This is a genomic window from Aeromonas sp. 601039 (assembly GCF_049174415.1).
Classification (GTDB): Bacteria; Pseudomonadota; Gammaproteobacteria; order Enterobacterales; family Aeromonadaceae; genus Aeromonas; species Aeromonas veronii_A.
In genome coordinates, this window is the sequence record NZ_JAAKTL010000005.1 from 179241 (window position 1) to 199280 (window position 20040).

Consider the following 20040-nt stretch of genomic DNA (forward strand, 5'->3'; position numbering starts at 1 on the left):
CCTGTGGTTTTTATATGCGAACGGTCGTGCTTTTTTGTCGGTTTTTAAAAATTCGTGTTGAACGGATGCCAAAACATCAGCGCCAGCTGCTCAGCAGAGCGTCCACCTCGGGCCAGAAGTGGCGGGCCGGATCCTGACACAGTTCGAGATCGTTGAACACCTGATCCGCCAGATAGAGGCCATAGAGACGGTAAACGGCGCGCCAGGGATCCATCTCCCGTCGCCACTCGCCTGCGGCCTGACCCTGCACCACCTGACGGGCCAGATAGTCGAGCCAGAAGCGCACCAGTTGCCGGGCAGCTTGCTGCACCAGGCTCTTTTGCTCATGGCCATCCTGCGCCGAGGTCCAGGCGTCGAGGAACATGCAGCGACCGGCGAAGCAGTGGTTCCACGCCTGCCAGGCGCGCAGCAGGGCGATCAGCTTGTCGTGCTGGCTCTGGTGCTCCTGCTGACGTACCGGCTGGATCACCCGCAGCCGGAACACCTCGGCGGCGTACTCCAGCACGGCGATCTGCAGATTGTCGCGAGATTGAAAGTGGGCAAACAGGCCGCTTTTCGACATCTCGCAGGCGCTGGCCAGCGAGCCGATGGTCAGGCTCTCCAGCCCTTGCTGGCTCGCCTGCTCGAAGGCGGTCTGCAAAATGGTTTCCCGGGTCAGGCGCCCCTTGCTCATCACTCTCTCCTCGTTGGCGCTGGCAGCATAAAGTACGATCGTGCTAATTGTCGAGCAACAAATAGCCAGCATGGCTGGCTATCTCATCTGGCCTGTGTCGCCGCGTTCGGGGCTCAGCTCTCCTTGATATCGAGCTGTTGCAGGGCGATAACCGCCTGAGTGCGGTTCTTGACCCCCAGTTTTCTGAAGATGGCGGTGATATGGGCCTTGATGGTGGCCTCGGAGACATTGAGCTCCCAGGCGATCTGTTTGTTGAGGCTGCCATCGCGCAGCATGATCAGCACCTTGTATTGCTGGGGGGTGAGGCTGGCCAGCTTGCTGGCGAAATCGGGGCCATCTTCCGATTCGGGATGAAGCGAGATGCCTTCCGGCACCCAGTTATCCCCCCCGATCACCGTATTGAGGGCGTTGACCAGCTCCTTCATCGGCACCGACTTGGGAATAAAGCCGAGCGCCCCGAGCCGCAGCACCTGCTGGATGATGGCCGCATCTTCCGAGGCGGAGACCACCACGATGGGCAGGTCGGGATATTGGCCGCGCAGGTGGGCCAGCCCCTCGAAGCCATTGGCTCCCGGCATCTTGAGATCGAGCAGCAACAGGTCAACTTCGGGGTGCTCGCCGAGCAGGCTGGTCAGGCTGTCGATGGAGTCCGCTTCCAGCAATTGAGCGTCGTTGATGGCCATGTGCACCGCTTGGTAAAGGGCGCCCCGAAACAGGGGGTGGTCATCTGCGATGACGATGGTAAATTGGCTGTCCATATTTCGGTTAATGGCTCACATTGTTGCTAACTGATTGTTTTGAAAAATCAAACTAGCATCGCTCATCAAGAGGGTCAAACCCGCCGGTGCGCAAATGTGAAGCGACCATCGGATGTTTTGCCATCAAGGGCAGGCAGGCCGGTCGCAGGCAACTCATGCAGGAGGCAACAGATGGGATCCTTGGTATTGGCGGTGGGCACCGGCTCCACCTGGGCGATGCGGGCTGCGCTGGTGCTCGCCATGAGCGGGCTGACATGGCAGGAGCAGGTGTTCGATCTGGAGGATGCCAAGTCGCTGGCGCGGCTCAAGCGGTTGGCACCGGCCGGTCTGGTGCCCTGGCTCGAACACGACGGCGTGCGGGTTCACGACTCGCTGGCCATTGCCGAATATGTTCACGAGCTCTGTCCCGACCGCCAGCTCTATCCTGTTTCGCTGGCCGAGCGGGCACTGGCTCGCAGCCTCTGCGCCGAGCTGCACGCCGGATTTCGGCAGATCCGTGCTCTGCTCCCCTTCTTTCTTGGGGCGCCAACCCGTATCGATCCCCCGGTGGAGGCGGTCGGTGAGCTGGCCCGTTTGCAGGAGATCTGGTCGCAGGCGCGGGGCCCCTTCTACTTTGGCGAGGCGGGCATTGTCGATGCCTTCTATGCGGTGATGGCCTATCGGCTGGCCAGCTACGGCATCCTGTTGCCCGGTCAGGCCGGAGCCTATCAGCAGGCGCTGCTCTCTTGGCCTCTGTGGCAGGAGACCCTGCTCAAGGCGCGGTTGCAGTGGCCGGTGGCGGCGCGCCTGTCACAGTGAGCCTTGGTAGATAGATAAACGAGAGAGGGGAGCCAGTGGCTCCCCTCTCTGTTGCTGGTGAATGTGGCTCAAGAGCTACTTCTGCCGACCGGCAAAGACCACCACCACCTTGTCATCCCCCTTCTCCCGCACGAAGGCGTAGGGGGCATCCGAGAGTTTCTGGTGACTGCCTGCTGCAATAGCCGGATGGGCTGCGCGGAACTGGCCCAGTTGCTGCCAGTGCTTGACCAGCTCAGCCTTGTCTCCGCTGGCCAGCTCCTGCCAGTTCATGTCCGAGCGCAGCGCCTGATCGAACACCCCGCCATCCTTGGCCAGCCCGCGGCCGGACTCGTCACCGTAGTAGATCTGGATGCCGCCCGGCAGCAGCATAAAGCTGTTGGCGACCCGGCGCTGTAGCGGCACATCCTGATAGTCGCCAAAGAACAGCTTGGTGTCGTGGGAGCTGATGTAGCTCAACACGTTGAACTCGGGATCCTGATTGATGCGGCTGGCATAGCTGGCATAGGTGGGCTCGGCGCTGGCCATGCACTGGGCCTGTGACAGGGCGAACTCGCGCTGATAGTCGAAGTTGATCAGGGAATCGAAACCGTTCTGATACCAGAAATCCTTGGCGACCCCGTGATCCCATACCTCACCCACCATGTAGAAGGGCAGATCGTCGAGGGCCTTGCCCGGGTTGTTAGTCTTCCACTCCTTGAGCGCAGCGGTGCCCGCCTGCTTGAGCTTGGCCCACACCTCGGGCTCCAGATGCTTGACGGTGTCGGCGCGGAAGCCGTCGATGCCAAAGCGGCGCACCCAGTCGGTGTGCCAGGCGATGAGATAGTCACTCACGGTAGCGTCGGGCAGCGCCTTGGCGAGGGTATCTTTTTTCGCCGCCAGCAACGGCGGCAGCCCTACCGGTTTGGCCGATTCGGTCAGAAAGTCCGGCAGCCCCGCCACCGAGCCGGTGACATCGTCGGTGCCGGGCTGCGGGTAGCCGGGCAGACCGGCGCGCACCCAGTCACCACTCCACCACTTGTTCCACGCGGGTGATTGATAGTCGATGAACTGGTTGTAGCCATGCCAGTTGAGGCCGCCGCTCGGGCGCCACTGGTTCCAGACGGTTGGCAGTTTGCTGCTGTTCTGGGTCAGTTCGGTGAGCCCGAGATCTTGCAGATCGGCGAGGGTGGCATAACCGGCGTGGTTCATCACCACGTCGAGGATGATCCGCATGCCGCGCTTGTGGGCCTCGTCCACCAGGGTTTTCAGACTCTCTTCATCGCCGTAGTTGGGGTCAATCTTGGTGAAGTCGAGCGCCCAGTAGCCGTGGTAGGCGTAGAAGGGGAAATTGCCCTGCTCGCCGCCACCAATGAAGCCGTGAACCTGCTCCACCATGGGGGTGATCCAGATGGCGTTCATGCCGAGGCTCTTGATGTAGTCGAGCTTCTCGGTCAGCCCCTTGAAGTCACCGCCATGCCAGGTGGCTACCTCATCCTGACCATCCTTCTGGCGGCCGAAGCTGTGGTCATTGGCCGGATCGCCATTGTTGAAGCGATCGGTCAGCAGAAAATAGACGCTCGCCTGATCCCAGCTGAACGGTGCTGGCTTGGCTGCCTTGACCGGCTCGAGCAGCAGCAGGCCGCCGCTCTCTTTGCTCGGGGTCAGGGTCAGTTTGCCCTGTTTGACCACCGCCTCCTGTTTCGAGTAGGCATCCCTCAGTCGGGTGCCGTCGGGCCAGACCCCTTTCAGGGATACAGTGGCCGGGCCGCCATCCCAGCTGATGCAGGGCTCTTGTGGTGGCTGGCGTTTGAACTCGCTCTTCTTGGTCGCCCGCAGCACCTTGAGGCTGGGGGTATCCGGGTTGAAGGTGAACTGATACTCCCCGGCCAACATCACCCGCAGGGTAAAGCTGTGATCCTTGCTGCATTTGTCCATGGGCTGGGCGGTGCCGAAGGGAAGCGGCTTGCTCTCGCTCGGGCCAAAGCTGGTGCCGCAACTGTTGCCTGCGTCGCTGATGCGGATCTGGTGGCTCCCCTTGGCAAGGGGATGGGTCAGCTCCACCGTGCCCTTGTCCAGCGCGATCGGAGTCGCCACCGGCTGACCATCCACATAGAGGCGAACCTCGGGGGCGGCCATCGCCTGTTGGGTGAACAGAGGGGAGGCCAGCAGGGCGAGCCAGAGAGGGGATAAGTAATGAGCACGACGCATAAGCCATTCCTTGAGCAGGGCAGTTCGGACAAGGGCCCATTCTAGGAGCAGCAAAGCGCGCCTTGGATCGGCAAAATGCCGATTTGTGACTTCAGTTCAAATGGTTACGTTTTCAAGCCGAGGAAAGTGTGACGGAGAGGAGATGGGACGCTCTGTCGATAAAAATAGCGGCCATAAAAATGCCGGTCAGGTGACCGGCATTTGGTGTATCAGGCATTGTCGTCACATCAGACGGTGAAGAACTTGAAGTTGACGAAGGCCACCGCGATGAAGGAGGCAACCATGCCGCTGATGCAGAGCACTGCTGGGCGGATAGCGGGCCAGCGATGGGTCAGCAGAATGATGGCCAGCAGGGTCGGGTAGAGCCCGAACATGTAGCGTGGCATGGCGTTGAGGCCGGTCATCAGCGGGATGGTGCAGCAGATGAACATCAGGGTCGCTTCAGCCCAGCGCTTCTGGCTGAACAGGTAGCCGTTCAGACACCAGCCGAAGATCACCATGATGGAGAGGTAAGCCTTGCGGCCGCCCAGCTCGAAACCGCTCAGCCACCAATCCAGCGGGCTGTCCATGTAGCGACCCCAGGCCACCTGAATGTGCTTGAAGGCAAAGGCATCGCCGGTCAGGTGATAGAGGTAGACCATGTAGGCAAACAGGCCAAAGGGGATCATCCAGAGGGTGAACACCACCTTGAAGGCGCGCTCGGTAAAGCGGAAAAATTCCCGCCAGCCGTAGGCCTGCAGCGCCAGGATCAGCACCGGGAAGACCATCATCACCCCCAGGTTGCGGGTGGCGGAGATACAGACCCCCAGCACGGCCACCATCAGCCACTGCTCCCGATAGGCGAACAGGAACATCCCCAGCATCAGCGCCATAAAGGTCGACTCGGTATAACCGGAGACGAAGTAGGCTGAGAAGGGGGAGAAGGCGAGCAGCCAGACGCCGAAGCGGGCGGTATCGTCCCCCAGCTTGAGCTGACGCAACACCAGCAGCATCAGCGGCAGGCTGGCGAAGAAAGAGATATTGGTAACAATGATGAGGCCGATCAGGCTCTCGACATTGAACAGGTTGGAGATGGCGCCGGAGACCATCGGGTAGAGCGGCATAAAGGCCCAGTTGGCCGCATTGCCCTTGCTCAGCCAGCGCGGGTAGAGATCGTATCCATTTTCGATGATGCGCTGGAACCAGACGCAGTCGAACTGACAATAGGCCTGCAGCGGGCCGATGTCGGGGGAGCCATAGAGCTGGACACCGAAGTAACCCATGCCATACAGCGCCACCCGGCTCAGCATGAAGGCGGCGATGATCATCAGCCAGTCACGACCGCTGATGCGCAGTGACGGGCGATAGGGGAGTGTAGCCCCGGTTAGCGGGGCAGTATTGGTCATATCATTCATCAGGCAAAAACCCAGACGCGAGAGAGAACGTAAGTGAGGACGGTAACGGTCAGGGTGGCGATGACCACCGGCAGCAGACCGGAGAGCCCCGCAAACAGCAGGCCGCTCAGGATCAGGTTACGCACCGCCAGCGAGAAGAGGGCGACCAGCAGAAACTTGCTGGCGGCTCCCTGCTTCTGGAAAGTGATGTAGCGGTGACCAAAGAAGGAGAACCAGAACGCGATGGCAAAAGCCAACGTGGTAACCAGGTGCTCCGAGATGGTGGGCCAAGTATGAAACAGTGCGATGGAGGTGCCAAGGTCGACGAGGGTAGCCCCCCCGCCGACAAAACCGAAACGTACCAGCCGCCAGAATTCCTCGCGGGAGATCATTGCGGCGCCTGCTCCTGCTGCTCTTGCGGGTTGCTGTCAGCGCTCTGCGGTTTGCCCGCATCCTGCTTGGCATACTGGCCATAGACCCCTTCAATGAGGTAGACCGGGCGCTGTTTCACTTCCACGAACATGCGGCCGATGTACTCGCCGATGATGCCGAGCGACAGCAGCTGGATACCGCCGAGGAACAGCACTACAGACATCAGTGAGGCGTAACCGGGTACGTCGATGCCGAAGAAGATCACCTGGGTGATGATTTTCAGGATATAGAGGAAGGCAACCAGCGAGACGCTGACACCCACATAGCTCCAGACCCGCAGCGGCCAGCTGGAGAAGCTGAGCAGACCGTCGAGGGCGAAGTTCCACAGTTTCCAATAGTTGAACTTGGTTTCACCGGCGTGACGGGCCGGGCGCTCGTAGGGGACGCCAACGGCACGGAAACCGGCCCAAGCAAACAGACCCTTCATAAAGCGGTTGCGCTCTGGCAGCAGCTTGATCGCCTCGACCACTCGACGGTCGATCAGGCGGAAGTCACCTGCGTTCTCCGGCAGCTTGGTGCTGGTGGAGAGGGCGTTGAAGAAGCGGTAGAAGCCACCGGCAGTCAGGCGCTTCATCGGGGTATCGGCGCTGCGATCGACGCGGATGCCGTAGACGGTGTCATAGTCACCGGTCTGCCACAGTTTGACGAACTCCAGGATCAGGGCGGGCGGGTCTTGCAGATCCACGTCCATCGGCACGATGGCATCCCCTTTGGCCTGATGCAGACCGGCGGTCAGGGCCGCTTCTTTACCGAAGTTGCGTGCCAGGTTGACCAGGGTCACGCGCGGGTCACGGGCGATGGCCTGCTCGACCACTTCACGGGTGCGGTCACGACTGCCATCGTTGACGAATACAATTTCAAGCTGGTCTTTCAGCGGGGCCAGTTCGTTGTCTATCGCGTTGATGAAGGCATCGATGCTCTCTTCCTCGTTGTAAACGGGAACGACCAGAGAGAGTCGAAAATCTGGATGCGACATAAGAACGTCCTTATTTGGGATAGTTGTTTTTATAAAATGGTATTCGGGGCAAGGATCACTGGGCTACGGTCAAACGTACCGACTGCACATTGATGGGAGTAGGTGCCGAGAGCGCCAGAAAATTGGGGCGCTTGGGATCTGCCGTGAGTGAGTCGCCGGGCAGACTGAGGCGGATTTCGTTGATGCCCGCTTTGGCCAGTTTCACCGTGGTGGTGAAGTCGTGACCCAGCGCCACTTTCAACAGGGCACCGGCTTCCGGGCTGTTGATGCGGGCCTGTACGGTAAGCTGATCCGGATTGGCCGCCTGCTTGGGCAGCACAAAGTAGAGACCGCCCTGACCGCTGAGCAGGGTACCTTCGTCGCTCGGCTTCTTGGCCCAGCCTTCGCTGGAGAGGAAGCGGCTCGGCTTGGTCAGATTGAGCTCGTTACCAGGCTGATAGGTCATGCTGGAGTTGTGTTCCCAGAAGCGGGTTTTGCCTTCCAGATAATAGAGTTTGTAGGCCAGGCTCACGTTGGGGTGAGCAGCCAGATAGAGGGTATAAAGATAAAAACCGCTCAGCGCCAGGATGGCAGTGAGAAAACCAAACTTTTTGTACGTCATATCACTCTCTACGCCCGACATAATTGGTAGGCCGATGTCGCGCATATGCTAATCCAATTGCAAAAAAAGCATAGTGGATCACAAAAAAATATTTGGTCACATATTAACCCCTTTTTACCCCTGTTCCAAACGTTGCTGTTTCCCGGTTAAACAGGCCTGGCGGGGCACAGGTTGCCAGTGGCGCTCCGGCAGGGCATTTGGCAAATAGAAGCGCTTTGCTGCGTCATTTTCTAGCGGATGCGATAGTCATCTGGCCTCTATCGCCATTTTGCAGGGGGCGATTTATGATGACTCACTTATTCGTCAAGGATGACATATGAAGTGGATCTCTTGCTGTCTGTTGCTTGGATTATGGGCGCCAATGGCATTGGCCAGGGCCCTGTGTCCCGAGCCTATTCAGGTCGGTTACGATAACTGGCCCCCCTACCATTATTACGAAGCCGACTCACCGCAAGAGGTGCGCGGTTATGCCGCCGAGGTGCTGACGGCTGTGCTCACTTCCATGCACTGCAAGGTCAACTATGTGGAGCTGCCCTGGAAGCGGGTACTGCACGAAATGGAGTATGGCGAGATAGACATGGCGATGGAGGCGAATATCAATGATGAGCGCGCCCGTTATGCCTGGTTTTCCGACTCCTACAATCCGGGTCGCACCTTGCTGTGGATCCGCAGGGGCAGCCACTACCCCGAGCAGGATCTGGCGAGCTGGCTGGCCAGTGGTTACTCCCTCGGCGTCACCAAAGAGTACTTCTATGGTGATGAAGTGATGTCGCTGCTCGCTCGCTATGCCAAACAGGTGAGTGCGGTGAGCGACCAGCAAAATTATGAGAAGCTGGCCCGCGGGCGGATCGACGGTTTTCTCGGTGACATGCTGGCTACCCCCAGCGCCCTTAACAAGGAGGGGATGAGCGGTCTGTTCACCAGTCACCCCATGGTGGTATCTGAATCGCCAAGCTTCTTTATGTTGGGCAAGCGCAGCTTTTCGCCGCAGTTCTTGCAACAATTCAATCAGGCGTTGGCGCGGTTCAAGGAGACAGATGCGTATGACATTATCTGGCAGCGTTATGCCCCCGGGCGCTAGCAAAGTATTGGCCGTTCACGCATCATGAGCGGCCTGAGCATCGGGTCTGCTTGTCAGGCCCGACAGAGTGAACAAACCGTTTTGAGGTACCCATGGGGATGAAGTATTGGCTGGCCCTTGCCAATCTGGTGTGGCTGGGATGTTTGCCCGCTGGCGCGGTACATGCGACCGAAGCACAAGTTGTGGTGGCGGCCAGTGAAACCGGACACGACTGGTATCAGGGCAGTCAGGCCGAACAGGCCCGTGTCGAGCTGGAGCAGCAGTTGCAAGAGGCTGTGCTTGCCCAGCTGCATCCCGATTTTTTCACGCTGTGGAAGCGTCTGCAGGCCACCCCTGCAGACAAGCGTGGTGCCATCTATGACGACATTTTTACCAAGCTGAGCCGTTTCCAGCACGCCTGGCGGGCGATGGATCTGGTCTCGCGCGAGCAGATGAAGACCCTTAAGCTCGATTTGAACCGCCCTGTAGTGACCCAACCCAGCGATGATGACCTGCTCACTCAGGTGAAATCCCTGCGCCCTCAGGTGGCGGAATACGAGGCGGTGCGGGCCAAAGTGCACAAACTGCTGGCAATGCCGATGGCCAGCAAGTGGCCGACCCTCGATATGCCGACCCTGCGTGCCGGAGAGAGCTCCGCCGAGCTCGGCCAAATCCGCGCCATGCTCAACGAGCTGGGCGACAGCGCCCCGAGCCATGGTGATCAGATTTACGATGGTGATACCGAGCAGGCCATCAAGCAGTTCCAGCGTCGTCATGGTCTCACCGCGGACGGCATTATCGGTCGTCAGACCCGCTCCTGGCTCAATACCGGCCCGCAAGTGCGCGCCAGCCTGCTGCTGCGCAACCTGTGGCGTCGCGATCTGGTGGATCAGCTCGCCGGTGGCCGCTACGTGCTGGTCAATATTCCCGACTACCGCCTGAGCGTGGTGGAGTCCGGCAACGAGGTGTTTACCAGCCGGGTCATCGTCGGCAAGGAGCAGCGGGCCACGCCCATTCTGGCCAGCGAAATTCGCTCCATCGTGCTCAATCCCTCCTGGCATGTGCCGCGCTCCATCCTGAGCAAGGACATCCTGCCCAAGCTGGGTCGCGATCCCGCCTATCTGAGTCGCGAGCAGTTCGAGGTGATCGACAGCGAGGGCAATCCGGTCCAGTTCACCGAAGAGGGGTGGCATCAGGCGCTGGCCGCCGGTTTCCCCTATCGCCTGCGGCAAAAGCCGGGGGATCACAATGCTCTGGGGCGCTACAAGTTCTACCTGCCCAACAATGACGCCATCTATCTGCACTCCACCCCGCGCAAGGCGCTGTTCGAGCAGGGGGCTCGCGCCTTCAGTTCGGGCTGCATCCGGGTGGAACATGCGGACGATCTGGCCGAGCTGTTGTTGGCGGACTCCCGCTATCAGCCGGACAAGGTGGCCAATATCCTCAAGGAGAGCCAGACCAAATGGTTGCCGCTCACCACGCCTATCCCGGTCTTTACCGTCTACTGGAGCAGCTGGATCGACGAAAATGGTCGCCAGCAACTGCGTAACGACATCTACGGATTTGATCGGGTCAGCTTCCAGAGCCGCCTGCTGTGATCCCTGCCACAGAGTGAAAAGCCCGGCCTGTGCCGGGCTTTTCTATGGGCGATTGAGGTTTGACAGGGCCCCCCGCCGGAGGGTAGTTTCAAACGCCTGTATCACATTCAATCAGTGATCTTATTCAACTATTTTTCGCTTGAATCTGCGATGGACGAACCCCTTATGCTGGAACAAGAGATAAGTCGACGTCGCCTGTTGTTGGGAGCCGGTTGCCTGCTGGGCAGCTCGCTGATCTCCTTCCCTGCACTGGCCAGCCGCAGTACCACCGGGCGTGAACTCAGTTTCTTCAATCTCAATACCGGCGAGCGGGTGCGCGCCAGCTATTGGGAGAACGGCCACTATCTGAGCGACGGGTTGGCCGAGCTCAACCACATCTTCCGCGATTACCGGCGCAATGAAGTGTTCAACATCGACAAGAAGCTGTTTGATCAGCTGTTCCTGTTGCAGCACAAGCTGGGTCGGCGCAGCGAAATTCAGCTGATCTCCGGCTATCGCGCCCCGGCAACCAATCGTCAGAAGCGCCACAAGAGCCACGGCGTGGCCAAACACAGCTACCACACCCTGGGGCAGGCGGTGGATGTGCGGATCCCCGGCGTACAGCTGGCCCATCTGCGCAAGGCGGCGCTCCAGCTCAAGGTGGGTGGGGTTGGTTACTATCCCCGTGATAACTTCGTTCACCTCGATACCGGCCCGGTGCGCAGCTGGTAAAGGGGATGGCAAGCTGCCAAGCTCTTCCCACCAGAGAGGAGATAGCGATGAAAAAGATAGTGATTGGCGGCCTGATCGCCCTGTTGTTGACCGGTTGCAGCAAGCTCAACCGTGAAAATTACGACCAGTTGAAGATGGGGATGAGCTACGCTGAGGCCAGCACCATTCTGGGCAAGGCGGAGCGCTGTGATGATGCGCTGGGCACTACGAGCTGCCTCTGGGGCGGGGAAGGGAAGAACATCAAGATCCGCTTTATCGCCGACAAGGCGACCTTCTTCAGCTCGGAAGGGATTAACTGAGTCGCAGACCGTCCATGAAAAAAGCGCCACTCGGGCGCTTTTTTGTTGCTCGCAATCCAACCCGCCTCGCCAGAAGCTGGCGTACTCAGTGGGTCGCGTACTGATAGTCGAAGGTGGGTAGACCCCACTTGAAGCGAACCGCCAGCAGTCGTAGTACAAAGCCGATCCCGATGGAACCGAACGCGGCCCAGTTGGTGGGCAAGCCCTGATCCAGCGCCAGACAGTAGAGGGCTGCGGTGATCAGCGAAATGGCTGCATAGAGCTCGCGACGAAATACCAGTGGAATCCGCTGGCAGAGCAGATCCCGCAGCACCCCGCCAAAGACCCCGGTCACTACCGCCATGATGCAGGCAATACCGGCGCCGTGGCCCATATCCAGCGCTCGAGCCGCACCGAAGATGGAGAAGACCACCAGTCCCAGGGCATCAAGGGCCATGAACAGCTTGCCGAGGTAGCGCATCAGGGGGGCGGAGACCACACCCGCCATCGCGGCTGCCGCAACCAGTAGCACGTATTCCGGATGCTCAATCCAGAGCAGCGGATAGTGGCCCAGCAGCACATCGCGGATAGTGCCACCACCGATGGCCGTCGCCGAGGCGATGATCACCACACCAAACAGATCCATCCGTCGCCGACCCGCGGCCAGCGCGCCGGTCATCCCTTCGGCCACCAGGCCCACCAAGAAGAGTGCATGTAACATGAGATATCCCAGGGAACGAGAAAGGCCAGAATCCTACCAACTCGTGTCATATGGGACAAGCTATCGAATGCATGCATTAATTTAATTCATGCTAAATACGAAAAAGGCACCGTTTCGGGTGCCTTTTTCTAATCAATGTTCAAGGGTTAGCGCCCCAACTGCTCCTGCCGGTAGTGATCGACCCACATAGCGGTGGCGCCACAGATGGCAACCGGCATCACGAAGAGGTTTACCACCGGAATGGCGGAGAAGAGGGTCACCAAAGCGCCGAAGCTGAGGCACTTGCCGCGGCGCTGCTTCAAGGCGTCGCGCATGGTGATGAAGTCGATCTTGTGGTTGTCGAACGGATAATCCACATACTGGATCGCCATCATCCAGGCGCTGAACAGGAACCAGAGCACCGGCGCCAGGGTCTGGCCCACCACAGGGATCAGAAACAGGATCAGGCAGCCGATGGCCTTGGGCAGGTAATACTTCAGCTTGGTCCATTCGCGGCCGAAGGTGCGTGGCACATCCTTGACGATATCCAGCATGCCGCTGTCATTGGCGGGCTGGCCGGTGAGGATCTGCTCCACCTTCTCCGCCAGCAGGCCGTTGAAGGGAGCTGCGACCCAGTTGGCAACCGAGCTGAAGATAAAGGAGAAGACCACCAGGATTGTGATGAGGGCGATGGGCCACAGCAGATAGTCCAGCCAGTCGAGCCAGGCGGGGATCTGCTGATGGAGCCAGGCGAACAGGCCGTCCAGTTGCAGCAACAGGGCATAGAAGGCCCCGGCAAAAAGCACGAAGTTGACCAGCAGGGGGATCAGCACAAAGGTGCGGATGCCCGGTTGGCGAATGAGGGAAAAACCGCGCAGAAAGTAGTCTGCACCGCTGATTGAATCTTTGACCATATGGGGTGATTGGCTCATGTGAGCTCCATCTATGCATGGGAGAACTGCCAGCATATTACAAACAAGCCTTTGATTTGGTAAAGTCGCCGACTATTCCTTATTTCGTGCCGTGGCGACCAAAAATCGGGCATGAATGGGGATGATGCCTGCATATTACAAACAAAGCCGGGTCTGGATTTGGTAAAGTCACCTGCCCGCATCCTCTTTATTTAGCCACTGATACAGGTCGCCATGCGTCTGAAACTGATCAAACTCGCCGGCTTCAAGTCGTTCGTCGAGCCGACCCGCATCGAACTGTCGGCAGACATGACCGCCGTGGTGGGCCCCAATGGCTGTGGCAAATCCAACGTCATCGACGCGGTGCGCTGGGTGCTGGGGGAGAGCTCCGCCCGCCATCTGCGCGGCGAGAACATGACCGATGTCATCTTCAACGGCTCCATCAACCGCAGTGCGCACGGTCGCGCCTCGGTGGAGCTGGTGTTCGACAATCCCCATAACCGGGTGCCCGGCGAGTTCGGCCGCTTTACCGAGATCTCGGTGCGCCGCGAAGTGCTGCGCGATGGCTCCAACCACTATCAGATCAACGGCCAGAAGTGCCGCCGCAAGGATGTGACCGACCTCTTCCTCGGCACCGGTCTTGGCCCCCGCAGTTACGCCATCATCGAGCAGGGCACTGTCAGCCGACTGGTGGAGTCACGTCCGGCCGATCTCAAGCTCTTTATGGAAGAAGCGGCCGGGGTTTCCCGCTACAAGGAGCGGCGCCGCGAGACCGAGCAGCGCATTCGCCACACTCAGGAAAATCTGGAGCGCCTCGGCGATATTCGTGGCGAGCTGGGTTCGCGCCTTGACCACCTCAAAGCCCAGGCCGAAACGGCCGAGCGCTACAAACAGCTCAAGAGTCGTTCGCGCGCTGCTCGCGCCGAGCTGATTGGCTCCGAGTTGTGGGCGCTGGAGACGCGCCTTGGCGAGGCCAAAACCGAACTGGCGCAGGCCGAGCAGGCGCTGGCGGCGCTCGATGCCAAGCGCACCGCCGATGAGGGGCGCCACGTCACCCTGTCGGTCGCCAGACAAGAGGCGCAAGCCGAGCAGGCGAGCCGTCAGCAACAGATTTTTCTCGGTGGGCAAGCTATCGCCCGCCTCGAACAACAGCAACTGCACCAGAGTGAACTGGGGCGCGACTGGCAGGCCCGTGCAGAGGCGCTGGGCGAGCGGATTGCTACCCGCAAGGCGCAGCTTGCCAGCCAGCAGGATCAACTGACCGAAGGGGTATTGCGCGCCGAGCAGGAGAGCGCGCGGCTGGAGCAGTGTGAGCAGTTGCTCACCGAGCAGCAGGAGGCCCGCCAGCACGCCAGCGAGCAGCTGGAACAGGCCCGCTTGCGCCAGCAGCAGTGGCAGCAACAGTTGGCCGGGTTGCAGGGGCAGCTCAACCAGACTCGTACCCGGTTGGGTGGTTTGCAGGAGCTGCAAGCCAAGACCCGGCTGGCGCGCCTCAAGCTGGAAGATGAACGTGCTGGCCCCCTCGGTACAGAGGCCGACGATCTGCAACCGGCCCTCGATGCCATGAGTGGTGAGCTGGAGCTGACGCGGGCGGCCAATGGCGAGCTGACCGAGCAGCTGGCGCAGGCGGTCGACGCCCATGAACAACTCAAGCAGCTGCATGGCCAGCAGTTGAGCCTGCAACGGGAATTGGAGGCGCGGCTGGCGACCCTGGATCAGATCCTCGGCGAACAGATGGAGGGGGCGACCCTGGCCGATCGACTGCAGGTTGCCCCCGAGTGGGCACCGGCGCTCGACAAGGTGCTGGGTCGCTGGCTCACCGCAACGCCGGCGGACGAGTGCAATCTGGCGCAAGAGGGGCTCTGGATTGGCCCGGCGCAACCGGCGGTTGCCGGTACGCTGGCGGCGCAACTGGGCGGCGAGCATATTCCCGCCTTCCTCAATGCCATCTGGCTGGTGGAGAGCCGGGAGACCGCATTGGCCCGCCAGCCAAGCCTTGCGGCCGGTGAGTCGGTACTGACTCCTGCTGGCGACTGGCTGGGGCCAAACTGGGCAGATCTGGGGCAGGGCGCGGCGCTCGGCACCATGGCGCTGCTCGGTGAGCGTGAGCGGTTGCATACCGAGCAGGAGAGGGTTGCCGCAGGGCTGGCACAGCTGAGCGAGCAACTTGTGGCTGCCGATGCCCGGCGTGCCCAGCTTGCCAGTGCGCAGGAGTTGTCGCAGCGAACCTTGCGCGAGCAAGAGCAGAAATGGCAACAACTGCGCGAAGCCTGGAGCCTGCAACAGGGTCAGCGGCAGGAGCGGTTGCAGCGGCTCGGTCAGCTCGGCGAAGAGCTGATCCGGCTTGATCAGGAGCAGGCCGAAGAGGCAGAGCGACTGGCCAGCGCCCGTGAACAACTGGAACTCGATGAGGCGCGCCTTGCCGAGTTGCAGGAGCAGGGGGAGCCGCTGACGCAAGGGTTGCTGGTTGCTCAGGAGCTGTTGACCCGCTGCGAGCGGGCGGTCGACGAGGCCCGTGTGCGCCGCGAGCAGCAACAAGCGGCCTGCCAGCGTTTGCAACTGGAGTTGGGCAATCTGCGCCAACTCATTACCCTAGGTGAAGAGGAGTTGGCGAGGCTCGGGCTGGAGCTGGCCGGGCTGAAAGGGCCGGATAGCGAAGCAGTGCCGGATCTGGCGCCCCTGCTGGCCGAGCAGCGCAATCTGGAGGCGCAGCAGCTCGCCTGCCATCAACGGCTTGCGGAGCTGGAGCGCCAGTTGGGTGAGCTGGAACAGGCCAGAAGTGCCGATCACAAGCAGCTGGTGACGTTGCAAGAGAAGCTGGCGACCCTGCGTCTTGAGCGCGAACGCAACCTCACCCGTCGACAGGGGCTGCACGAGCAGTTCGAAGAGTTGGGGATTCGGCTGGTAGACCTCGATCAGGCGGTGCTGATCGCCGCTGATCGCAGCAAGCTGCGGCAGGAGATCCAGACTCTGGAGGCGCAAGTGGAGGCGCTCGGCGCCATCAACCTGGCGGCGCTGGAGGAGTACGAAGAGGCGAAAACCCGGGCAACCTATCTTGAAAATCAGTGTCAGGATCTCGAGCAAGCGCTGGAAACCTTGAGCCAAGCCATTAAAAGAATTGATAAAGAGACACAAATACGGTTCCGGGACACTTTCGATAAGGTCAACGAAGATTTAAAATCCCTGTTTCCAAAAGTGTTCGGTGGGGGCAGTGCCTGGCTTGAGCTTACCTCCGATGATCTTTTGGAGGCCGGAGTGAGCATCATGGCGAGACCTCCGGGTAAGAAGAATGCTACCATTGCCCTGCTTTCCGGGGGGGAGAAGGCGTTAACCGCGCTTGCGCTGGTTTTTGCCATCTTCAGACTCAACCCAGCACCTTTTTGTCTGCTGGATGAGGTGGATGCACCGCTCGATGAAGTGAACGTCGGTCGCTTCTGTTCTCTTGTCAAAGAGATGTCGAGCACAGTACAGTTCGTTTACATCAGTCATAATAAGGTCTCCATGGAGATGGCTGAGCAGCTGGTTGGCGTCACGATGCAAGAGCCCGGGGTTTCTCGCATTGTGTCGGTCGATATCGGTGAAGCCGTCGCTTTGGCTGAGCAAAACTAGAAAGAGAAGCAGCTAATGCAGGAATTGCGTTACATCTTGGTTGCCCTGGGCGGTATTGCTATTGCGGCATTGCTCATTCACGGGTTGTGGAGCAACAAAAAGAATCGTCAGGCACCGATCAAAGAGAAACCGATTGGACGGATGGACTCCAAGTCGCGGGACCGTGATAACGACGCCTTCGACAGCGATGGCATCGGCCAGGTACGCGTGGTCAGTGGTGGCCGTCGTGCCGAGCCTAAGCTGCGCAGTGAAGAGAGCCGCCAGCCGGAACTCGGTCGTCGCCCTGCAGTCCCCACCTTTGATGATGAAGATGACGAGGACGATCTGCCGCCGCCCGTAGTGCGCAAGCCTGCTGCCCGCCCGGTTCCGCCCCCTCCTGTCTATGAAGAGGAGGAAGCGTTCGACGAACCGCTGCCCGAGGAGATCGACGAGGCGCCCGCCGCGCCGGTGCGCAAACCTGCTCAGGTCAATCGTCGTACCCCGGTCTACCGTTCCCGTCCCCAGCGCGAGCCCATGATGCAGTCGCTGGATGACGAGCCGCTGGTCGAGCCCGCCTACGCGACCGCTCCGACTTTTGGTGCCCGTGCAGAGACAGTCCGTACCGCCGACACCGTTCGTGCCGAACCGGTGCGTGCTCCCGAGCCGGAATATCAGCCGCAGCCCCGCCATGTGGCTCCCGAGCCTGTTTATGAAGAGCCGGCCTATGTGGCACCTGCTCCTGTGGTGGAAGAGCCGCGCATGGCGCCCCAGCCGGTCGAGAAGATCTGGCAGGATGTCTATGTCATCAACCTGATGGGCCGTCCGGGTCACGACTTGCAAGGTGCGACCCTGCTCTCATCCCTGATGGCGCTGGGCTTCAAGTTTGGCGAGATGGATATTTTCCACCGTCACGAAGATCCCAACGGCAAGGGTGAAGTGCTCTTCTCCATGATCAACATGGTCAAGCCGGGTACCTTCAACCCGTACCGGATGGAGCAGTTCACCACGCCGGGTGTCTCCCTGTTCATGCAACTGCCGCTGCGCAGCAATGCCGCGTTTGCCTTCGAGGATATGCTGCAGGCTGCCGATCAGCTGGCCAGCGATCTCGATGCCATGCTGACCGATATGGATCGCAGCCCGCTGAGCGACGAGACCATTGCCCGTTACCGTCACGAACTGGCTGCCTACGAGGCCAGTCGCGACTAATACGCCATGCGGGTCGAGTGAAGAAAAAGTGCGGTACCCAGGTACCGCATTTTTGTTTCTACCCCGGCCGTATGTTCAATCACACTTCGAGACTTTTTCATGAGCGACACCCTCTCCCGCCACCGTCAATTGTGTGAACTGCTTACCGAATATGGTCACCAGTACTATGTGCTGGATAACCCCACAGTGCCGGATGCCGAATACGACCGTCTGATGCGCGAATTGATCGCACTGGAGGCTGACCACCCCGAGCTGAAAACCCCGGCTTCGCCGAGTGTGCGGGTCGGCGGTCAGCCACTGACCACCTTCAAACAGGTGCGCCACGAGATCCCCATGCTGAGTCTGGATAACGTCTTTAGCAGCGAAGAGTTGCAGGCGTTCGAACAACGGATGAGCGATCGCCTCAAGCGTGACGTGCGTTTCACCTTCTGCTGCGAGCCCAAGCTCGATGGTCTGGCGGTGAGCTTGCTCTATGTAAATGGTCAGCTGGTGCAGGCGGCCACCCGGGGCGATGGCGCCACCGGTGAGGAGATCACCGAGAACGTGCGTACCATCAAGGCCATTCCTCTCGCATTGCGGGGCTCTGGTTGGCCCGAGCGGTTGGAAGTGCGTGGCGAAGTCTTTATGCCCAAGGCCGGTTTCGAGGCGATGAACGCCAAGGCGCTGGCCGCAGGCGAGAAGGTGTTCGTCAACCCGCGCAACGCCGCCGCCGGCAGCCTGCGTCAGCTCGATTCACGTATCACCGCCAGCCGTCCCCTGAGCTTTTACGCTTACGGTGTCGGTGTTGGCGGCGAGCTGCTCGGTGACTCTCACTTTGGTCGCCTCAATCAGCTCAAGGAGTGGGGTCTGCCGCTTAGTCCCGAGGTGAAGCTCAAAGAGGGGGCCGCCGGTTGTCAGGCGTTCCACGACGACATTCTGGTCCGTCGTGGCGAGCTCCCTTATGAGATCGACGGCGTGGTCTACAAGGTGGATGCCATCCCCCTGCAGGAAGAGCTGGGCTTTGTGGCCCGCGCCCCGCGCTGGGCGACCGCCCACAAGTTCCCGGCGCAGGAGGAGATGACAGAGCTGGAGAACGTCGAGTTTCAGGTCGGCCGCACCGGCGCCGTGACCCCGGTCGCCAAGCTCAAACCGGTGTTTGTCGGCGGCGTGACTGTCTCCAACGCTACCTTGCACAACGCCGACGAGATCGAGCGCCTTGGCGTGATGGTCGGCGATACCGTGATCGTGCGCCGGGCAGGGGACGTGATCCCGCAGATCGTGGCCGTGGTGGAGGCACAGCGCCCTGTTGATGCGCGTGAAATTCTCTTCCCGACCGAGTGCCCGGTGTGTGGTTCGGCAGTGGAGCGGCTGGAAGGGGAAGCGGTTGCCCGCTGCTCCGGTGGCCTGTTCTGCGAGGCGCAGCGCAAGGAGGCGATCAAGCACTTCGCCGCCCGTCGCGCCATGGATGTGGACGGCCTTGGCGACAAGATTGTCGAGCAGCTGGTGGACAAGGGGCTGGTGAAGACCCCCGCCGATCTCTTCAGCCTCAATGCCATCCAGCTGGCCGGTCTTGAGCGGATGGGGCAAAAATCGGCCCTCAATCTGGTGGCTGCTATCGATGCTGCGCGCAGTACCACCCTGCCGCGCTTCCTGTTTGCCCTGGGGATCCGTGAAGTGGGGGAGGCGACTGCGCTCAACCTTGCCAACCACTTCCTCACCCTGGATGCCCTGCGCGCGGCCTCGGTGGAGCAACTGCTCGAAGTGGCCGATGTGGGTGATGTGGTGGCCAAGCATGTCTACTACTTCCTGCGTCAGCCCCACAACGTGGAGGTGCTGGAAGCCTTGCTGGCTGCCGGCATCCAGTGGCCGGCCATCGAGAAGAAAGAGGCCGCGGAGCAACCCTTTGCCGGCAAGACCTTCGTGCTGACCGGCACCCTGACCACCTTGTCGCGCAACGACGCCAAGGCGGCATTGCAGGCGCTGGGGGCCAAGGTGGCGGGCTCTGTATCTGCCAAGACCGATGTGCTGGTCGCGGGGGAAGCGGCCGGTTCCAAGCTGGCCAAGGCACAGGAGCTTGGCATTACCATCTGGAGCGAAGAGGAGTTGCAGCAGGCGCTGCAAGGCCAGAGCTGAGTTCGTCTCTCTGATAAAAAAACAACCCGGTATTCGTGCCGGGTTGTTTTTTATTCCCCCGCTATCACCATTTTTTGC

The 20040-nt window shown here is 60.4% G+C and carries 17 protein-coding genes; 8 read left to right on the plus strand and 9 right to left on the minus strand.

Annotation, left to right across the window (positions count from 1 at the left end; genetic code table 11):
- Nucleotides 1-76: 76 nt before the first annotated feature.
- Nucleotides 77-673 carry a TetR/AcrR family transcriptional regulator gene (locus G5195_RS06745; protein WP_167572398.1) on the minus strand — a complete coding sequence of 199 codons (597 nt, stop codon included), beginning with the start codon at nt 671-673 and terminating at the stop codon, nt 77-79.
- A gap of 113 nt (nt 674-786) precedes the next feature.
- The gene (locus G5195_RS06750) at nt 787-1431 is read right to left on the minus strand and encodes a response regulator (protein WP_005338467.1); all 645 of its coding nucleotides are present in this window, start codon (nt 1429-1431) and stop codon (nt 787-789) included.
- Nucleotides 1432-1602: 171 nt separating this feature from the next.
- Between G5195_RS06750 and G5195_RS06755 the strand changes: the two genes are divergently transcribed.
- Nucleotides 1603-2229, plus strand: a complete 627-nt coding sequence (locus G5195_RS06755) for a glutathione S-transferase (RefSeq protein ID WP_421222959.1) — start codon at nt 1603-1605, stop codon at nt 2227-2229.
- Nucleotides 2230-2304: 75 nt separating this feature from the next.
- Here G5195_RS06755 and G5195_RS06760 read toward each other — a convergent pair whose 3' ends face one another.
- The 5 genes from G5195_RS06760 to G5195_RS06780 form a co-directional block, all read right to left on the minus strand.
- The gene (locus G5195_RS06760; protein ID WP_421222961.1) at nt 2305-4416 is read right to left on the minus strand and encodes an alpha-amylase; all 2112 of its coding nucleotides are present in this window, start codon (nt 4414-4416) and stop codon (nt 2305-2307) included.
- A 227-nt stretch (nt 4417-4643) separates the two neighbouring features.
- A complete protein-coding gene (locus G5195_RS06765; protein WP_139432736.1) occupies nt 4644-5810 on the minus strand; it encodes a hypothetical protein in 1167 nt (388 codons plus the stop codon).
- Nucleotides 5810-6181, minus strand: a complete 372-nt coding sequence (locus G5195_RS06770) for a GtrA family protein (RefSeq protein ID WP_005338463.1) — start codon at nt 6179-6181, stop codon at nt 5810-5812. Before G5195_RS06770 ends, G5195_RS06765 begins: the two co-directional genes overlap by 1 nt.
- Entirely contained in the window at nt 6178-7197 is a 1020-nt protein-coding gene (locus tag G5195_RS06775; RefSeq protein ID WP_139410023.1) for a glycosyltransferase family 2 protein, read from the minus strand. The genes G5195_RS06770 and G5195_RS06775 overlap by 4 nt, the downstream gene beginning before the upstream one ends.
- A gap of 55 nt (nt 7198-7252) precedes the next feature.
- Nucleotides 7253-7798, minus strand: a complete 546-nt coding sequence (locus tag G5195_RS06780) for a hypothetical protein (protein ID WP_041202288.1) — start codon at nt 7796-7798, stop codon at nt 7253-7255.
- Between the two features lie 316 nt (nt 7799-8114).
- Here G5195_RS06780 and G5195_RS06785 point away from each other — a divergent pair, with 316 nt between their 5' ends.
- The 4 genes from G5195_RS06785 to G5195_RS06800 all read left to right on the plus strand — a co-directional run bounded on the left by G5195_RS06785 (nt 8115) and on the right by G5195_RS06800 (nt 11466).
- Nucleotides 8115-8879: a substrate-binding periplasmic protein gene (locus G5195_RS06785; protein WP_421222963.1), complete on the plus strand. Its 765-nt coding sequence runs from the start codon at nt 8115-8117 to the stop codon at nt 8877-8879.
- A 92-nt stretch (nt 8880-8971) separates the two neighbouring features.
- Nucleotides 8972-10456 carry a L,D-transpeptidase family protein gene (locus tag G5195_RS06790; protein ID WP_236381432.1) on the plus strand — a complete coding sequence of 495 codons (1485 nt, stop codon included), beginning with the start codon at nt 8972-8974 and terminating at the stop codon, nt 10454-10456.
- A gap of 165 nt (nt 10457-10621) precedes the next feature.
- A complete protein-coding gene (locus G5195_RS06795; protein ID WP_421202826.1) occupies nt 10622-11167 on the plus strand; it encodes a DUF882 domain-containing protein in 546 nt (181 codons plus the stop codon).
- Nucleotides 11168-11214: 47 nt separating this feature from the next.
- Nucleotides 11215-11466, plus strand: a complete 252-nt coding sequence (locus G5195_RS06800; protein WP_005338457.1) for a lipoprotein — start codon at nt 11215-11217, stop codon at nt 11464-11466.
- An 85-nt stretch (nt 11467-11551) separates the two neighbouring features.
- Here the strand turns inward: G5195_RS06800 and G5195_RS06805 are convergent, their stop codons facing one another.
- Both G5195_RS06805 and cysZ read right to left on the minus strand, forming a co-directional pair.
- Entirely contained in the window at nt 11552-12166 is a 615-nt protein-coding gene (locus G5195_RS06805) for a trimeric intracellular cation channel family protein (protein WP_335841859.1), read from the minus strand.
- Between the two features lie 146 nt (nt 12167-12312).
- The gene (cysZ, locus tag G5195_RS06810) at nt 12313-13077 is read right to left on the minus strand and encodes a sulfate transporter CysZ (RefSeq protein ID WP_005338455.1); all 765 of its coding nucleotides are present in this window, start codon (nt 13075-13077) and stop codon (nt 12313-12315) included.
- A gap of 213 nt (nt 13078-13290) precedes the next feature.
- Here cysZ and G5195_RS06815 point away from each other — a divergent pair, with 213 nt between their 5' ends.
- From G5195_RS06815 to ligA, 3 genes are all read left to right on the plus strand, one after another.
- Nucleotides 13291-16665 carry an AAA family ATPase gene (locus G5195_RS06815; protein ID WP_150390404.1) on the plus strand — a complete coding sequence of 1125 codons (3375 nt, stop codon included), beginning with the start codon at nt 13291-13293 and terminating at the stop codon, nt 16663-16665.
- Nucleotides 16666-16680: 15 nt separating this feature from the next.
- Complete coding sequence (zipA, locus tag G5195_RS06820) at nt 16681-17850, plus strand: cell division protein ZipA (protein ID WP_421222970.1); 1170 nt, start codon at nt 16681-16683, stop codon at nt 17848-17850.
- 99 nt (nt 17851-17949) lie between these two features.
- On the plus strand, nt 17950-19962 hold the full coding sequence (gene ligA, locus G5195_RS06825; RefSeq protein WP_421222972.1) for an NAD-dependent DNA ligase LigA: 2013 nt from the start codon (nt 17950-17952) through the stop codon (nt 19960-19962).
- Nucleotides 19963-20040: the final 78 nt, after the last annotated feature.

Bases quoted from the DNA above. Each gene is read 5' to 3' on its own strand.
- ligA (WP_421222972.1), top strand. From the start codon at position 17,950: ATGAGCGACACCCTCTCCCGCCACCGTCAATTGTGTGAACTGCTTACC.
- G5195_RS06745 (WP_167572398.1), bottom strand. From the start codon at position 673: ATGAGCAAGGGGCGCCTGACCCGGGAAACCATTTTGCAGACCGCCTTC.
- G5195_RS06760 (WP_421222961.1), bottom strand. From the start codon at position 4,416: ATGCGTCGTGCTCATTACTTATCCCCTCTCTGGCTCGCCCTGCTGGCC.
- zipA (WP_421222970.1), top strand. From the start codon at position 16,681: ATGCAGGAATTGCGTTACATCTTGGTTGCCCTGGGCGGTATTGCTATT.
- G5195_RS06800 (WP_005338457.1), top strand. From the start codon at position 11,215: ATGAAAAAGATAGTGATTGGCGGCCTGATCGCCCTGTTGTTGACCGGT.
- G5195_RS06780 (WP_041202288.1), bottom strand. From the start codon at position 7,798: ATGACGTACAAAAAGTTTGGTTTTCTCACTGCCATCCTGGCGCTGAGC.
- G5195_RS06815 (WP_150390404.1), top strand. From the start codon at position 13,291: ATGCGTCTGAAACTGATCAAACTCGCCGGCTTCAAGTCGTTCGTCGAG.
- G5195_RS06770 (WP_005338463.1), bottom strand. From the start codon at position 6,181: ATGATCTCCCGCGAGGAATTCTGGCGGCTGGTACGTTTCGGTTTTGTC.
- G5195_RS06755 (WP_421222959.1), top strand. From the start codon at position 1,603: ATGGGATCCTTGGTATTGGCGGTGGGCACCGGCTCCACCTGGGCGATG.
- G5195_RS06765 (WP_139432736.1), bottom strand. From the start codon at position 5,810: ATGAATGATATGACCAATACTGCCCCGCTAACCGGGGCTACACTCCCC.
- G5195_RS06775 (WP_139410023.1), bottom strand. From the start codon at position 7,197: ATGTCGCATCCAGATTTTCGACTCTCTCTGGTCGTTCCCGTTTACAAC.
- G5195_RS06750 (WP_005338467.1), bottom strand. From the start codon at position 1,431: ATGGACAGCCAATTTACCATCGTCATCGCAGATGACCACCCCCTGTTT.
- G5195_RS06805 (WP_335841859.1), bottom strand. From the start codon at position 12,166: ATGTTACATGCACTCTTCTTGGTGGGCCTGGTGGCCGAAGGGATGACC.
- cysZ (WP_005338455.1), bottom strand. From the start codon at position 13,077: ATGAGCCAATCACCCCATATGGTCAAAGATTCAATCAGCGGTGCAGAC.
- G5195_RS06790 (WP_236381432.1), top strand. From the start codon at position 8,972: ATGGGGATGAAGTATTGGCTGGCCCTTGCCAATCTGGTGTGGCTGGGA.
- G5195_RS06795 (WP_421202826.1), top strand. From the start codon at position 10,622: ATGCTGGAACAAGAGATAAGTCGACGTCGCCTGTTGTTGGGAGCCGGT.
- G5195_RS06785 (WP_421222963.1), top strand. From the start codon at position 8,115: ATGAAGTGGATCTCTTGCTGTCTGTTGCTTGGATTATGGGCGCCAATG.